The sequence below is a fragment of the Labilithrix sp. genome (assembly GCA_019637155.1).
Lineage (GTDB): Bacteria > Myxococcota_A > Polyangia > Polyangiales > Polyangiaceae > Labilithrix.
The window spans coordinates 36,690-51,241 of record JAHBWE010000011.1; the positions used below are offsets into that span (position 1 = coordinate 36,690).

Consider the following 14,552-nt stretch of genomic DNA (forward strand, 5'->3'; position numbering starts at 1 on the left):
TGAGTTATTTCGAGACCATAATACTGGTTTCGAGGCGCTCGGCTGGATCCGGGGGCTGCCTTGAAGGTCGGCGTTTCTCGAGTAGGTTTCATCGGCTTTGGCACTCGCAGCTCCTCTCCCTCCTCTCTCTGCGCTCGGCGCGGCTTCGGCCGTGGCTCCGGTGCGGGCGTTCGTCGAGCTCGACGAGCGTCTCGTCGGTGCGCAGCCCGGCGTGATCTTCGTGCGCGCGCCGGCCGATGCGCACGGCCCGATCGCCGCGCACGCCTCGCGTCGCCTCCGCGCGAGCGGGTGGCTCCCGATCGGCGCCGCGGTCCGCGCGGGAGCGCCGCTCTTCCGTGACGTCGCGCTCCACCTCGGCGTGAGCACGCTGCCGTGTGACCCCGCGCTCTGCGCTGAGACGCTCGCCAACGCCGCGCTGACGATGCGCGCCGCGATCGTCGCGCCGCTCCCGGCCGACGGCACCTGGGATCGCTCCGTCGCCGCGCTCCTCGCGAAGGTCGCGCGCGTCCCGGTCGTGTTCATCACGTCGAGCGAAGACCTCCCGTGTTGGGACGGCGCCGCCTTCGAGGTCGGCGCGGAGCTCGCGGTGAGCGACAAGCTCCGCTGGCTCTCCGCCGTCGCGGAAGAAGCGCAGCAGGCGGTCGGCTCGAACGACCTGCGCTCGCTCGAGGCGTGGTGGTCTCGCGCGCGCCACGCGCCGGCCGAGCCGAACAAGAGCTTCGACGACCTCGGCGCGATCGCGCTCCGCGTCCTCGCCAGCATCGCGCTCGCGGGCCGTTCCCTCCCGGTCGAGTCGCTCGTGCGCCTCGCGGAGGACGATGGCGGTCGGTCTTCCGACCGCGTCTTGGGCGACGCGCGCGCCGCGATCGACGAGCTCGTCGCCGCCGACTTCGTGACGATCGCCGGCGGCCTCGTCTCGGCCTCGCCGTGGTGCGAGCTCGGCGCGCTCGCGAACGACGCGACGAACGCGTCGCGCCTCGCGGTCGCGGCCTGCCTCGAAGAAGAAGCGGCCGGCTCCGCCGCCGATCCGTGGGCGCGCGCGCACGCCGCCGATCTCTACCTCGCCGCCGGCGCCTACGCCGAGGCGAACGCCGCGATCGGCCGCGCGCTCCGTCACGGCGCGGATCCGCAGGTGAACGGCGAGGTGTCGGCGCGCTGGTTCGACGCGGTCGGCAAGATCGACGGCGCGGCCGGACTCGACCTCCGCCTCAAGGCCGCGAACCGCGCGCTCGTCCTCGGCGAGGCGGCGGACGCGCAGCGCTGGTGCGAGAGCGCGGCGACGATCGCGCCGAACGATCCGCACATCTCGCTCCTCATGGCCCGCGCGCTCATGCAGCTCGGCGATCTCGTCGCCGCGCGCGTCTGCCTCACGAAGGCGGAGACGAACGCGGAGAGCGACGGAGAGCTCCTCGCTCGCGTCGCGGGCGAGCGCGCCGAGCTCGCGTACCTCGGCGGCGAGCTCGAGCTTGCGGCGTCGCACGCGGATCGCGCGGTCGATCTCGCGAAGACGGCGGCCACGCGCCTCGGCGCGCGCGGCACGCTCGGCAAGATCCTCCTCGCGCGCGGCTCGTGGGAGCTCGCGGACGAGCACTTCGCGGAGGACGCGCTCACCGCGTCGGCGAGCGGCGAGACCACCGCCGAGCTCCGCGCGCGCTTGAACCGCGGCATCGCCCTCCTCTCGAAGGGTCGCCTCGACGAAGCGCGCGCGATCCTCGAGCGCGTGCTCGCCGACGGCACGCGCCTCCACGAAGAGCGCGCGCGCGCGTACGCGCTCTCGAACCTCGGCCTCGTCGCTTACCGCCAGCACGACTACGGCGCGGCGCTCCAGTACTGGGAGCACACCGTCCGCTTCCCGCAGGCGCTCCGCGGCCGCCTCGCGACCGCGCTCACGATCGCGAACCTCGCCGATCTCCGCCTCCGCCTCGGCCTCGTCGATCACGCCGACCACGCGATCTCGTTCGGCAAGAAGCTCCTCTCGGGCCACGCGCCTCCGCGCTGCGCCGCGCTCTTCAAGTGGGTCGGCGCGCAGGTCGCGCTCGCGAAGCGCAACACCGAGCTCGCGCGGCGCGAGATCGAAGGCGCCCTCGTCGACGCGCAGGCGTCGGGCGATCACGACTGCCTCGAGGCCGCGTACACCGTGTCGGCGCGCGTCGCGCTCGAAGACGGCGACCTCGCCCGCGCGGCGCAGGCGCTCTCGCACGCGGAGACGATCGCGAAGAGCGGCCGCGCGAGGACCGAGACCGCGATCGTCCGCGCGTACCACCGCCGCGCGCTCGGCCAGCCCGCGATCGACAGCGCGAGCCAGGCGCTCCAGGCCGCGCGCGTCTCGGGCGACGAGGACCTCCTCACCGAGATCCACACCCTCCTCGCGATGCTCCATCGCGACGCGGGCGATCTCTCCGCCGCGCAGGCGCACGCGTCGCGCGCGATCGCGGTGCGCGATCAGGTCGCGAACGGCCTCCCCGCCGACATCCGCGCGGCGTACCTCGCGAAGCCGGAGATGGTCGCGCTCGCGCGCCTCCAGACCGCGCTCGTGAACGCCACCTCCTCCGAGCTCGAGCCCTCCTTCGACGAGGCGCCCCGCACGGAACGTTCCGTCCCCACGAAGACGTGGGGCCCCGGCACGCCGTCGCGGCTCGAGTCCGCCGCCGAGAAGCGCGAGCTCGTCGGCGACGACGCGCAGATGAAGGCGCTCACGATCGCGATCAAGAAGGTCGCGAAGTCGAACAGCACCGTGCTCATCCGCGGCGAGAGCGGCACCGGCAAGGAGCTCGTCGCGGAGGCGCTCCATCGCGCTTCGGACCGCGCGACGGGCCCGCTCGTCAGCGTCAACTGCGCGGCGCTGGTGGAGACGCTCCTCCTCTCCGAGCTCTTCGGCCACGAGAAGGGCGCGTTCACCGGCGCCTCCGCGCGCCGTCGCGGCCGCTTCGAGATGGCGGAGGGCGGCACGCTCTTCCTCGACGAGATCGGCGACATCTCTCCGCGCACGCAGGTCGCGCTCCTCCGCGTCCTCCAGGAGAAGACCTTCGAGCGCGTCGGCGGCACGGCGCCGATCCGCGCGAACGTGCGCGTCGTCTGCGCGACGCACCGCGACCTCCGCGCGATGGTCGAGCGCGGCGAGTTCCGCGAGGACCTCTACTACCGCCTCCGCGGCATCACGCTCGAGGTGCCCGCGCTGCGCGCCCGCATCGCCGACCTCCCCAAGATCGCGGACCACCTCCTCGCCCGCATCGCCGACGAGCGCGGCGACGCGAAGAAGTCACTCTCGAGCGACGCGGTCGACTTGCTCGCGCGGCATCGTTGGCCGGGCAACATCCGCGAGCTCGAGAACGTGCTCCGCGCGGTGTCGCTCTTCGCCGACGGCGACGTGATCACCGCGACCGACCTCATCGAGAACGTCGAAGACCTCCGCTCCGTCGCGCAGGCGGGGCCGTGGGGCTCCTCGGGTCCGGCGTCGCAGGCGCCGGTGTCGCTCCGCGCGATCGGGATGGCTCCGCCGCCTTCGAGCGTCGCCGCTCCGTTCTCGGAGCGCGTCGCGGTGAACGACAGCGAAGAAGAAGAGGGCGACGGCCTCCTCCCGGAGGACGAAGCCAACGCGACCGCGGTCGCCTACGCGCAGGTGCGCCAGGGCGCCGTCTCGCTTTCGGACATCAAGCGTCAGATCGAGCGCGATTGCATCGCGCGCGCGCTGGCGGAGACCAAGGGAAACATCACCCGTGCAGCGGCGCTTCTGGGGATGAAGCGTCCACGCCTTTCTCAGCTCGTGAAGCAGTACGGTCTCGCAGCTGCTTCCTCCGAGGGAAATTCATGAAGCGCATCAGCACCAAGCTCCTCGCCGTTTCGTCGCTCGCGCTCGCGCTCACCGCGACGGCATGCAGTGAAGACGACGCTCAATCCGAAGAGGAGGCAGCCGAGCAGGCGACCGAGCTGACGGAGGCCGAGCGCGCGGCGGCGATGGCGGCGCAAGAGCAAGCCGCCATCACGGGCACCTCGGGCGCGCTCACGCACAGCGCCGAGATCGGCGGCGGCTGCGCGTCCTGCGGCCCGCTCCCGGATCCGTGGACCAAGGCAGGCCCGCTCCCCGACCCGTGGAAGTCCACGTCGTCGGGCGGCGGCGCCGGCACCGGCACGAGCACGAAGGGCAGCTCGGGGAACTGACGCAGCGTTGGGCCCGGCCGGCGGGTCCTCGGTAGACTACCGGCTGTGGTGGAGGACCTCCGCGCCAGGACCACGCTCTTCTGCGGCGTGATCGCGTTCGCGATCGCGCTGTCGATGCTCTTGCGCGGGCGGCGGAGCGCGCACTGGCTGTTCGCGGCGTTCTCGACCTGCGTCGCGTTCTGGTACGTGAGCCAGTCGCTCGCGGGGTTGCTCGAGGACCCCGCGCGCTCGCTGTTCGATCGCGCGACCACGATCCTGACCGTGCTCCTCCCGCAGTTCGCGGTGCACCTGTTCCACTCCATCACGCCGCTCGAGCACACGTCGGGGATCGGCGCGCGGCTGCCGCGCATCTCCGCCGCGCTCGGCATCCCGATGCTCGCGGTCGCGCTCTCGCCGTTCGAGCGCGCCGGGGCGGCGCTGAAGGCGCTCGCGCTCGGGAGCCTCTATTTCTACGTCGTCGGCGTCCTCGCGGTCGCGCTCGTCTCGCTGTGGCGCCGCGGCGAGAAGAGCCCCTCGCGCGCGGTGCGCGATCGGATCCGCTTCCTCGCCTCCGTCGGCGCGCTCGCGATGACGTTCACGCTCGCCGACTTCGTCGCGTTCCTCGGCGTGAACCTGCCCCCGATCGGCGCCGTGCTCGCGGTCGTCTTCTTGTTCGTGCTCGCGGAGTCGCTCACGCGGCCGCGCCTCGCCGACCTCTACGAGCTCTCGGGGCGGCTCCTCGTCTCGACCGCGCTCGCGTTCGCGCTCGCCGGCATCTTCTACGTGTTCATCACGTACATCGGCCGCTTCGGCGCGATGTACCTGAACGCCGTCCTCGCCGCGATCGTGTTCCTCGTGCTCTTCGAGCCGCTCGAGCACGAGTTCGAGACGCGCGTGAACAAGTTCTTCTTCCGCGAGCGCTACGACCTCGAGTCGAGCGTCGGCGAGCTGCGCCGCCGCCTCGCGCACACGCTCGAGAGCGCGGAGATGGTCGAGGTCGTCATCTCCGGCCTCGAGCAGTCGCGGCGCGTGACGACGTGCGCGGTCTACCTCCGCGATCCGGACGGCAACGGCTTCGACCTCGTCGGCTCGATCGGCCCCGCGCCGGCGACGCGGCTCGAGTCGCTCGCGATGCGTCCGCTCACCGATCGCCTGCAGCTCTCGATGTCGCTCGAGGAGCTCGCGCGCGAGGCCGACGCCGCGCCGCACGCGCGCGAGCTGCTCGCGCCGGTGCTCACCGCGGTCGACGCGCTCGGGCCGCTGAAGAGCTCCGTCATCCTCGCGATCCGCGGCGACGGCGAGGAGCTGGTGGGGCTGCTCTGCGTCGCGGACGACCGGGTGAAGGACGCCTTCACGCCGGAGGAGATCGCGCTCCTCGAGACGATCGCGGCGCAGATGGGCGTCGCGATCGCGAACAGCCGCATCTACGACCGGATGAAGGAGCGCGACCGCCTCGCCGCGCTCGGCTCGATGGCGGCGGGCCTCGCGCACGAGGTCAAGAACCCGCTCGGCGCGATCAAGGGCGCGGCGCAGCTGCTCGAGGAGGTGGCGCAGGGCGCGAAGGACCAGGACCCGACGACGGCGGAGTTCCTCGGCATCATCCTCGAGGAGACCGACCGCCTGAACCGCGTCGTCGGGAGCTTCCTCGACTACGCGCGCCCGCACGCGGGCAACCCGGTCCCGCTCGACATCAACGCCGCGGTGCGACGCAGCGTGCAGATCCTCTCGAGCCAGAAGACCGACGACGTCGACATCCGCCTCGACCTCGCGGACACGCTCCCGCGCGCGAGCATCGACCCGGAGAAGCTGCGGCAGGTCCTCATCAACCTCGTGCAGAACGCGGGGCAGGCGATGAACGGGAAGGGGAAGGTCACGATCACGACGAGCACGCGCAAGGCGTCGCGCGTCGCGTCGTGGGTGCACGCTCCGCCGACGACGGCGAGCGGTCGCTTGATGCTCGAGGAGCAGGTCGAGGTCGTCGACATCGCGGTCGCGGACACGGGGCCCGGCATCAGCGCGAAGGTCATCAAGAACCTCTTCGTGCCGTTCTTCACGACGAAGGAGAAGGGGACCGGCCTCGGCCTCGCGATCAGTCAGTCGATCGTCCAGAACGCCGGCGGCAGCATCCAGGTGCAGAGCCAGCAAGGTTCCGGCACGAAGTTCACGATCACGTTGCCCGCGTCGAACGACGTCCTCGCGACGCCGCCCCCGGGCTCGCTCTCGTCGGTCCCGGCGAGAGCAGCAGGCGAATGAAGCACGCGGTCGCGGGGCGCGTGGTCGCGGTCGTGGTCGCGTGCAGCTTCGCGTGTGGTGTCGCGCGGGCGGAGAAGCCGGGCGCGGTCGTGGTGGGGAGCGCGCTCTCGGTGCCGGTGGGACGCGCGACCGGCGCGACCGGCGACGGCGTGCGCGAGCTGCTCGGGAACGCGTCGCACACGACGATCGGCGCGCGCCTTCACCTCGCGCCGCGCGCGCGCCTCGCGATCGACGCGGGGCTCGAGATCGGTCAGGCCGGGCCCGCGATGCGTCGGGTCTGCTTCGTCTACGACGCGACGTGCCTGCTCCTCGGCGGCACGCTCTCGCTCGACGTCGAGGTCCCGCTCGTGATCCGGCGCGGCTGGGAGCTCTGGGCGCGCGAGGGCGTCGGCGTCGAGATCGTCGCGGCCGGAGCGGTGACCGACGCGCCGGAGGTCATGCTCATCGGCTTCGACCACCTGCGTCCGGGCGTGGGGGTGGACTTCCGCGTGAGCGAGCGGCACCGGCTCGGCGTCTTCACGCAGGCGTCGATCGGGACCTACGCGTTCGTGCGCACGACGAGCGATCCCGACGGCGCGCCGCGCGGCATCGGCGATCAGGGCGTCCACGCGCGCCTCGCGCTCGGCGCGCGGTGGGTGATCGAATGAAGCGTCTCGCGCTCGCTCTTGCGCTCTCGCTGCTCGGCTGCGAGTCGACGGGCCTGTCGCCCCTGGTCGAGGAGGAGGTGACGTACGAGTGTCCGTCGCGTCCGCCGTCGGGGCGGCCGCGCATGTTGATCGTCGACACGCAGCTCGATCCCACGCTGCCGGAGCTCGCGCCGTCGATCGCGGGTTGTTACCGCTTCGAGTGCGACGACGCGGGCGAGAGCTGCGCGGTGGTCCCCGGGGTGAAGCTGCGGCGACGCAAGACGACGCGTCGCACGCCGCCGGATCCGGCGGCGTGGAACGCGGCGCTCGCGCAGAAGCGTGCGCCGGACGGTCTCGTCGCGACGATGGAGTATCCGATCTTCGGGGTGGGGCCGGAGGGCGATCACGGCACCGCCGTCGCGAGCGCCGCGATGTACGGCCTCGCGGGCGTCGACCTGCTCTTCCTCCAGGTGCCGCTCCGCCGCGAGACGGAGGCGATCGAGTGTCCGAGCGCGTCGGAGATCGACGAGGAGATCCGCAAGGCCACCGATCCGGTGGCGCGGGCGGAGCGCGTCGGTGCGCCGCTCTCGCCGGAGGAGCGGGAGTACGTCGAGCTGATGCGCCGCGAGCGCATCGACGTCTCGAACGAGAGCTTCGGGAGCTCACGCCCCGAGCTCGAGGTCGCGTGTCCCAACCTGCGGTGGCGCGAGTACTTCGAGGCGGAGGGCCGGGTCGTTCGCGAACGCGAGGCGGCGCTCGACGCGCAGGGAGCGTTCGCGGGGATCGCGGTCACGGTGGTGAAGGCGGCCGGCAACGACGGCGCGTACGTCACGTCGCTCGCGGACGTCGACTACTGCCACGAGGACCGAACGGGCGGTTTCGGCGCGGGCTCGAAGACGATCGTGGTCGGCAGCTACGACGTCGACGACCTGACGCTGAGCTTCTTCACGAACCATGGCCCGTGCGTCGACGTGTACGCCCCCGGCTCACGCATCCTCGTCCCCGACGCCAACGGCATCCTACGCCTCACCTACGGCACGAGCCTCGCGGCCCCCCTCGTCACCCGCCTCATCGCAACGCTGCCCCGCGACCCGCCCGCCGCGACGGTGGCGCGCGTCCGCGCTCTCGCCAAGAACAAGATGCTGCCCCTGTCCCTCTTCCCCCCGGGCCTCCTCTTCGACGACAAGACGACCCCCCGCGCGCTGCCCCGACGCTGACGTTACGGCGTCGCGCCGGCGTCGCGGGCGATGGCGTCGAGGAGGGCGCGTGCCTCGGCGCGGCGGTAGGTGCCGGCGGCGAAGTGTTCGAGCTCGGTCTTCGCTTCTACGACGCGGCCGAGGCGGACGAGCGCGAGCGCGCGGTTGTAGCGAGCCTCCGGCGCGAGCGCGCCGTTGGGGGCGGCGGCGAGGTAGCGGTCCCACGCGGCGAGGGCGCGCTGCGCGTCGCGCTCGACGAAGTGGATGCGGTTCGCTTCGGCGAACAGCTTGGCCTCGTGCGCCGACGGCGCCGCGCTCGCGCCGCTCGACGGCGCGGAGGTGCCGCTGCCGTTCGCGCTCGCGCCGCTCGACGGCGCGGAGGTGCCGCTCGCGCTGTTCGGCGCCGCGCCGTTTGCGGTGCCGCTGTTCGGCGCGGCGGTCGGGTTGACGTTTGCGCCGACCGCGTGTGCTTCGCGTTCGAGGTCGTTCGCGGTTGTGCTGTTCGTGCTCGCGTTTGCGCCGTTTGGTGCGGAGGTGGCGCCGTTCGCGCTCGCGTCGGTCGCGGGGCTGCCGTTTGCGTGTGCGGTCGTCGTGCTGCTCGTGTCGCCGTTCGTGCTCGTGCCGTCGGGGTCGAGTGTTGGCGGCGAGGCTGGATCGAGCGCCTCGGGCTGGCCGTCGTGATCGGTCGTCGTGCGTGGGGGCGTCGGTGCTCGAGGCGCGGGGGTAGGTGGCGGAGAGCTCGAGGCGTGGAGCGCGTCGGTGAGGGACGCCACCATCGGGGCGAGGCGGCCCGTGACGCCGGCCCAGGCGGTGGACGCGATGAGCGCGGCGGCGATGGGGACGAGCACCCACTGCGTGAGCTTGCGGCGGCGGACCTTCACGCGCGACGCGAAGAGCGCGCGCTGGAGCGTGAGGTCGGCGTCCGGGCTCTGGCCACCGTATTGCTCCTTCACCGCGCGGAAGGCGCTCGCGAGATCGACGTCGTCGCTCATTCCGCGCCTCCCTTCTCTCCGCCGAGGATCTCGCGGAGCTTTCGCTTCGCGTGGAAGACGCGCGTGCGCACCGTCGCCTCCGGCGCGCCGACGATGAGCGCGATCTCGCCGCTCGTCCGCTCCTCGATCTCCGCGAGGACGATCGCGACGCGCTGATCGAGCGGGAGCTCGTCGAGCGCCAGCATCAGCCGGCCCGCGAGCTCGCGGCGCTCCGCGTCGCGCTGCAAGTCCGGCGACGACGGCTCCGGCTCGCGGCCGAGGCGCGCGAGCGCTGCGCGACGGCGCATCGCGGAGCGCACGTGGTTCTTCGCGCGGTTGACCGCGATCGAGACGAGGAACGTGCGGAGCGAGGCGTCGCCGCGGAAGCGACCGATCGCGCTCGGGAGCGCGACGAACACGTCCTGCACGAGATCCTCCGCCGACTCGATGTCGCCGACGAGCCGCCGCGCGAACGCTCGCACCGCGACGTGATGCTGGCGGTACACCGTCGTGAGGGCGCTCGCCTCGCCGGCCCGAACGCGGGCGACGAGGGAAGGCTGGGCGTCGTCGACGTCCGCGATCTCCTCCTGCTCCACGCGCTCGGCCACGCCTTCCATACGGCATGGGTGAGTAACCGAAACACGCCCGTTCGTTCAGCGCTCCTCGTCGAATCGAGAACCATGTGTGTTCTCCATGGGTTAGCGACGTACCTCGAACTTGCAGACGTACTTGATCTCCGTCGCCACCGCCCGGCCGTCGCGGTCGAGCGGCGGGTCCCAGCGCGCGGAGCGCACGGTCCGCTCGCACGCGGGGCCGAACCCCACGTAGCTCTCCGCGAGACGATCGACGCGGCCGAGACGCCCATCGGCGAGCACCTGCACGCGCAACGTCGCGGTGCCGGCGACCCCCGCGCGCTTCGCGTCGACGGGGTAGTTCCGCTCGAGCTCCGCGTCGAGCGCCGGCGCACGCGGGAGCTTCCCGAGCGACTTCGACGGCACGATGACCGGACCCGCCGGCGCTACCGGCACCGGAGGAGGAGGAGGAGGCGCCGGAGCAGGCGCGGCCACCGCGACAGGCTCCGGAGCCGCGGGCATCGTCGCCGTCGTCCCGACCTCCGCGTCGATCGCCACGTCGCTCGCGCTCGTCGACTCCTCGAGCACCGTCGGCTTCGGCGCTGCCGCCTTCGCGACCACCGGCTTCGGCGCCTCGGGCGCGGGCTCGGGCGCGGACGGGAGAGGCGGAGGAGGAGGCGGCGGCGGAGGAGGTGGCGGCGGAGGAGGCGGCGGCGCCTCGAGCACGATCTCGCTCGACGCCACCGTCGCGATCGCCGGCGTCGAGGCGGCGTCGGGCATGTACGTCACGAGCGTGACGTGACCCACGATGCTCAAGCCGACGATCGCCGGGAAGATCGGCGCGCGCTCCCAGTCGCTCGCGATCATCGCGCGTCTCGGACGACGATCGCGATCTTCGCCACCCGCTCCGCGCGCAGGAGCTCGAGCGCGTGCACCACCGTCTCGTGGCGTGCGCGCCCGTCCGCGGCGAGCACCGCGCCCTCCGCCCCACGCGCCCGCGCGCGCACCGCGGCGTCGTCGACGCGCTCCTCCTTCACGAACATCGCGCCGTCGGCGTCGATCGCGAGGGTGAACGGCTCCTTCGCGTCCTTCGCGCTCGAGCCGGTCGAGGCCTTCGGCAGGTCGACCGGGATCGTCTTCGACGCGAGCGTCGTCGCGGTGACCATCATCAGGATGAGGAGCACGAGCACGACGTCGACGAGCGGCGTCACGTTGATCTCGGTGAGGAGCCCGTCGGCCCCAGAAGCGCCTCCGCCGCCGGACTTCATCCTTCACCTTCCTTCACGAACGACATGAGCTCGCGGCCGAGCGCCTCCGCGCGCGCGATGCGTGTCGCGATCGTCCGCTGGAACGCGTTGAAGAGCGCGACCGCGGGGAGCGCGACGAAGAGGCCCATCGCGGTCGCGGCGAGCGCCTCGCCGATCTCGGCCATCAGCGCGGTCGACACCTGACCGCCGCTCGCGTCGAGCGCGTGGAAGGCGCGGATGATGCCGATCACGGTCCCGAGCAAGCCGACGAACGGCGCGTTCGAGCCGACCGTGCCGAGGATCGCGAGCCGCCGCTCGAGCGAGAGGCGCATCAGCTGCGCCTCGCTCGCGAGCCGCTCGCCCACCGCGCTGCGCCCGCGGCCGAGCGCGCCGAGACCGGCCGCGAGGACGCGCGCCTCGATCGACCGCGACGCGTGGACGAGCCCGCGCGCCGCGTCGAGGTCACCCCGCCCGAGCGCGCTCGCGAGGTCCTTCCGCAGCGCCCTCACGTCGTCGTTGCGCGACAGGAGCACGATCGCGCGCTCGATCGCGATCGCGACGACCATCACCGAGAGCGCGAGCAGCACCCACATGATCCAGCCCGCGCCCGCACCGGCGAGCGCGCGCACCTTGTTCTCGATCGACATCGACTCTCTCCTTTCGAACCTCTCGAATCACCGAACGCACACCGTGATGCGCGTGAACGCCGCGCCGCCGCGACCGTCGCGCAGCACGAGGTACGCCGTCGCCGTCCCCGCGGCCGCGGGCGCGGTCCACGCGATCGTCACGTCGCGCGGCGCCGCCTCGTGCGGCTCGAGCGCCGTGTACTGCCGATCGAGCTCGCCGTCCGTCACCGTCGTCGACGCGAGCAGCGTCTCGCCCGGATCGCGATCCTCCGCCCGGAACGTGAAGCCGAGCGCGTGCGGCGAGCCCGGCGCGACGCAGCCTCCGGGCGCCTCGCCGTCGAGGAGCAGCACCGGCGGCGCGGGCTGCGGCTGGGGCGCGCCGATCTTCACCGAGGCGAGGAGCGGCGCGCCGCCTCCCGCGCACGACGCGGTGAAGTCCGCCGGCGAGAGCGTCGCGATCCCTTCCGCGCAGAACGCCGCGAGGAGCAGGCGCTCCGGCGCCGCGGCGGCGCCGAGGTCCATCGTGACGACGTCGCCCGCGGTCGCGCCGTTGCCCGCGCCGAGCACGGGCGTATCGCAGCGCGGGGCATCGAGCTTCGTGTCCGCGCACACCGCCCAGGCCCACTCCACCCGCGTCGTCCGCGCGACGAGCCACGACACCTCCGCTCCCTCGACGCGCGCGCCGAGGACGCGCGGCCGATCGACGCGCCAGCCCTCGATGAAGTCGTTCCCGCACGCGACGAGACCGCCGAGGAGCAGCGCCGAGAGCGCGCGCTTCACAGCTCACCTCGCACGCCGAGGATGGGGAGGATCGGGATCCCGTTGTTCGCCTCGCGCCGCCGGTAGTCGTAGCTGTAGCTGAAGCCCTCGGCGTTCGCCTGGTTGGTCGCGTTCTGCACGTCGAGGTACGCCGCGAGCTTCCAGCGCCGGAAGTCCCACGTCTTCTGGACGCGGGCGTCGAGGCGGAAAAATGGCGGGTTGCGCGCGCTGAGCGGGCGACCGATGCGCGGCGAGTACACGTCGGTCGTGGCCTCGTACGTCGCGCCGACGATCGGCGTGTAGGGCGTGCCGCTCGTGAAGCGGAGGCTCGAGCCGACCTCCCAGCCGCGTCCGAGCCGCACCACCGCCGTCGCGCTCACGATGTGCGGTTGATCGCGATCGAAGAGGCGCCACGGCGCGTTCGTGCCGGCGTCGCGGCGCTCGCTCCGCATCAGGGTGTAGGAGAGGAAGCCGAAGAAGCGGTCGCCCTCGCGCGGCTTCTTCCGCAACATCAGCTCCGCGCCGAAGACGCGACCGTCCTGCGCGTTGGCGTAGAACGGCGGCCGCCCCTCGGGCGTCGCCGCGACGACGCCGGTGATCCATTTCCCGAAGCCCTCGACCGAGCCGACGAACGCGTCGCCGATCCGATGCTCGACGCCGCTGCTCGCGTGGAGCGCGTGCGTCATGCGCAGGTTCGGGTTCCCGACCGGCACGACCGCCATCCGCTCGTCCGGCGACTGCGAGAAGCGGCCGACGCCGGCCTTGAGCGCGGTCGACGACGTCGCCTCGTAGCGCATCGAGAACCGCGGATCGACCGCGGCCGCGCCGATCTGGTGGTTGTAATCTGCACGGATGCCGGGGGCGAGCAGCAGCGCCGGCGTCGGCCGGATACCGGCCTCGACGTACGCGCCGGGGAGCGGCACCCAGGTCTCGGTCTGGAGCGAGATGCGTCGCTGGAGCGAGAGCGGCGTCGGCGCGTCGCCTTCGCCGCCGGGCGGCGGGATGCCGGCGTAGCTCCCGTCGAAGCGGTTCGCGAGCGCGTCGACGCCGGCGACGATCCGGAGCTCCGGCGCCACGATCGCGGTCGCCTCCGTGCGCGCCTGCAGCGTGTCGATCGCGAAGACGTAGCGCCCGACGTCGCCGAAGCTCCCGCTCTCGTTCTGCCGTCCGTACGTGAGCGAGCTCTCGAGCGACGAGCCGCCCTTCCATCGATGCCGGTGCTCGACCTGGACGCGGTGGAACTCGCTCGTCGCCCCGAACGCGCCGCGCACGGCGGGGTCGGCCTCGTTCGGATCCGCGAGGACGAGCCCGAAGCTGTCGCGCGAGCCGTAGGCGAGCAGCCGGAGGCGATCGTCCTCGCCGAGCGCGAAGCTCGCGACCGACTGGTAGTCCCAGTACACCGGCGCGGCGGTGATGCCGAGGTCGCCGAGGCTCTGCGCCGAGCGGAGGACCGCGTCGAGGTTGCTTCGCCGCACCGCCGCGAGCACGCCGGCGTTCTTCCCGATCGGCGTCTCCGCCATGATCGACGTGTCGAGGAAGCTCACCTCGGCGACGCCGTGGAGGCCGTCCATCCGCGGGTCGCGGAGGCGCACCTCGATGATGCCGCCGACCTTGCGCCCGTACCGCGGCGAGAAGTTGGACGGCTGGAGATCGATCGACTCGAGCACGCGCGAGTGCACGAAGCTCGAGAGGCCGGCGAGGTGAAAGAGGATCGGCACCGGCGCGCCCTCGAGGAACACCTGCGTGTCGAACGGGTTGGCGCCGCGGATGACCGGCTGGTCGCTGCCGACCGGCGGCCGCGAGACGCCGGGCAGGAGCTCCACCGCGCGGAGCGCGTCCCCGCGCGTCCCGGCGACGCTCGCCATCTCTTCTCGCTGGACGGTCCGCGTCACCGGAGCCCGCGCCGGCGCCTCCACCGTCGCCGTCGCGGTGAGCACCTCGTCGTCGTCGTCCGCGTCTCGTGGCGGGTCCTCCGCGGACGCAGCTGACGCGCGGAGGAGCACGGTGCAAACGACCGCGGCTCCCCCGATCTTCTCGAGGGTCGTGTGCAATGGGGCATCTCCCTGGATGCGGCAGAAGCGTGCGCGCATCCGTGATCTGCCCCTCTGTCACCGCACCGCGGGAGATCGTTCAACGAGCCTCATCGAGCGGCTCACCGCCGCCGT

At 72.6% G+C, this 14,552-nt stretch carries 12 protein-coding genes; 5 read left to right on the forward strand and 7 right to left on the reverse strand.

The genetic code is table 11. The features are described 5' to 3' along the window. The first annotated feature begins 151 nt into the window (after window positions 1-151). The 5 genes from KF837_23440 to KF837_23460 all read left to right on the forward strand — a co-directional run bounded on the left by KF837_23440 (window position 152) and on the right by KF837_23460 (window position 8,233). Complete coding sequence (locus tag KF837_23440; protein ID MBX3230296.1) at window positions 152-3,811, forward strand: sigma 54-interacting transcriptional regulator; 3,660 nt, start codon at window positions 152-154, stop codon at window positions 3,809-3,811. Continuing rightward, the gene (locus tag KF837_23445; protein MBX3230297.1) at window positions 3,808-4,158 is read left to right on the forward strand and encodes a hypothetical protein; all 351 of its coding nucleotides are present in this window, start codon (window positions 3,808-3,810) and stop codon (window positions 4,156-4,158) included. The genes KF837_23440 and KF837_23445 overlap by 4 nt, the downstream gene beginning before the upstream one ends. A 114-nt stretch (window positions 4,159-4,272) precedes the next feature. Beyond that, complete coding sequence (locus KF837_23450) at window positions 4,273-6,390, forward strand: GAF domain-containing protein (protein MBX3230298.1); 2,118 nt, start codon at window positions 4,273-4,275, stop codon at window positions 6,388-6,390. Beyond that, the gene (locus KF837_23455; GenBank protein ID MBX3230299.1) at window positions 6,387-7,037 is read left to right on the forward strand and encodes a hypothetical protein; all 651 of its coding nucleotides are present in this window, start codon (window positions 6,387-6,389) and stop codon (window positions 7,035-7,037) included. The genes KF837_23450 and KF837_23455 overlap by 4 nt, the downstream gene beginning before the upstream one ends. Continuing rightward, entirely contained in the window at window positions 7,034-8,233 is a 1,200-nt protein-coding gene (locus KF837_23460) for a S8 family serine peptidase (protein ID MBX3230300.1), read from the forward strand. The genes KF837_23455 and KF837_23460 overlap by 4 nt, the downstream gene beginning before the upstream one ends. Window positions 8,234-8,235: 2 nt before the next feature. Here the strand turns inward: KF837_23460 and KF837_23465 are convergent, their stop codons facing one another. The 7 genes from KF837_23465 to KF837_23495 all read right to left on the reverse strand — a co-directional run bounded on the left by KF837_23465 (window position 8,236) and on the right by KF837_23495 (window position 14,438). Further along, window positions 8,236-9,204, reverse strand: coding sequence for a hypothetical protein (locus tag KF837_23465; protein ID MBX3230301.1), 969 nt, complete (start codon window positions 9,202-9,204; stop codon window positions 8,236-8,238). After that, complete coding sequence (locus tag KF837_23470) at window positions 9,201-9,800, reverse strand: RNA polymerase sigma factor (protein ID MBX3230302.1); 600 nt, start codon at window positions 9,798-9,800, stop codon at window positions 9,201-9,203. Before KF837_23470 ends, KF837_23465 begins: the two co-directional genes overlap by 4 nt. 81 nt (window positions 9,801-9,881) lie before the next feature. Further along, on the reverse strand, window positions 9,882-10,622 hold the full coding sequence (locus KF837_23475; GenBank protein MBX3230303.1) for an energy transducer TonB: 741 nt from the start codon (window positions 10,620-10,622) through the stop codon (window positions 9,882-9,884). Beyond that, entirely contained in the window at window positions 10,619-11,023 is a 405-nt protein-coding gene (locus tag KF837_23480) for a biopolymer transporter ExbD (protein ID MBX3230304.1), read from the reverse strand. The genes KF837_23475 and KF837_23480 overlap by 4 nt, the downstream gene beginning before the upstream one ends. Further along, the gene (locus tag KF837_23485; protein MBX3230305.1) at window positions 11,020-11,649 is read right to left on the reverse strand and encodes a MotA/TolQ/ExbB proton channel family protein; all 630 of its coding nucleotides are present in this window, start codon (window positions 11,647-11,649) and stop codon (window positions 11,020-11,022) included. Before KF837_23485 ends, KF837_23480 begins: the two co-directional genes overlap by 4 nt. A 27-nt stretch (window positions 11,650-11,676) precedes the next feature. Continuing rightward, window positions 11,677-12,408 (reverse strand): hypothetical protein, encoded by a 732-nt coding sequence (locus tag KF837_23490; protein ID MBX3230306.1) that lies wholly within the window; start codon window positions 12,406-12,408, stop codon window positions 11,677-11,679. Then, the gene (locus tag KF837_23495) at window positions 12,405-14,438 is read right to left on the reverse strand and encodes a TonB-dependent receptor (GenBank protein MBX3230307.1); all 2,034 of its coding nucleotides are present in this window, start codon (window positions 14,436-14,438) and stop codon (window positions 12,405-12,407) included. Before KF837_23495 ends, KF837_23490 begins: the two co-directional genes overlap by 4 nt. Window positions 14,439-14,552 lie beyond the last annotated feature (114 nt).

Excerpts from the sequence above, each read along its gene's own strand:
- KF837_23465 (MBX3230301.1), bottom strand. The coding sequence starts at position 9,204 with ATGAGCGACGACGTCGATCTCGCGAGCGCCTTCCGCGCGGTGAAGGAG.
- KF837_23485 (MBX3230305.1), bottom strand. The coding sequence starts at position 11,649 with ATGTCGATCGAGAACAAGGTGCGCGCGCTCGCCGGTGCGGGCGCGGGC.
- KF837_23470 (MBX3230302.1), bottom strand. The coding sequence starts at position 9,800 with ATGGAAGGCGTGGCCGAGCGCGTGGAGCAGGAGGAGATCGCGGACGTC.
- KF837_23480 (MBX3230304.1), bottom strand. The coding sequence starts at position 11,023 with ATGAAGTCCGGCGGCGGAGGCGCTTCTGGGGCCGACGGGCTCCTCACC.
- KF837_23475 (MBX3230303.1), bottom strand. The coding sequence starts at position 10,622 with ATGATCGCGAGCGACTGGGAGCGCGCGCCGATCTTCCCGGCGATCGTC.
- KF837_23460 (MBX3230300.1), top strand. The coding sequence starts at position 7,034 with ATGAAGCGTCTCGCGCTCGCTCTTGCGCTCTCGCTGCTCGGCTGCGAG.
- KF837_23455 (MBX3230299.1), top strand. The coding sequence starts at position 6,387 with ATGAAGCACGCGGTCGCGGGGCGCGTGGTCGCGGTCGTGGTCGCGTGC.
- KF837_23450 (MBX3230298.1), top strand. The coding sequence starts at position 4,273 with ATGCTCTTGCGCGGGCGGCGGAGCGCGCACTGGCTGTTCGCGGCGTTC.
- KF837_23445 (MBX3230297.1), top strand. The coding sequence starts at position 3,808 with ATGAAGCGCATCAGCACCAAGCTCCTCGCCGTTTCGTCGCTCGCGCTC.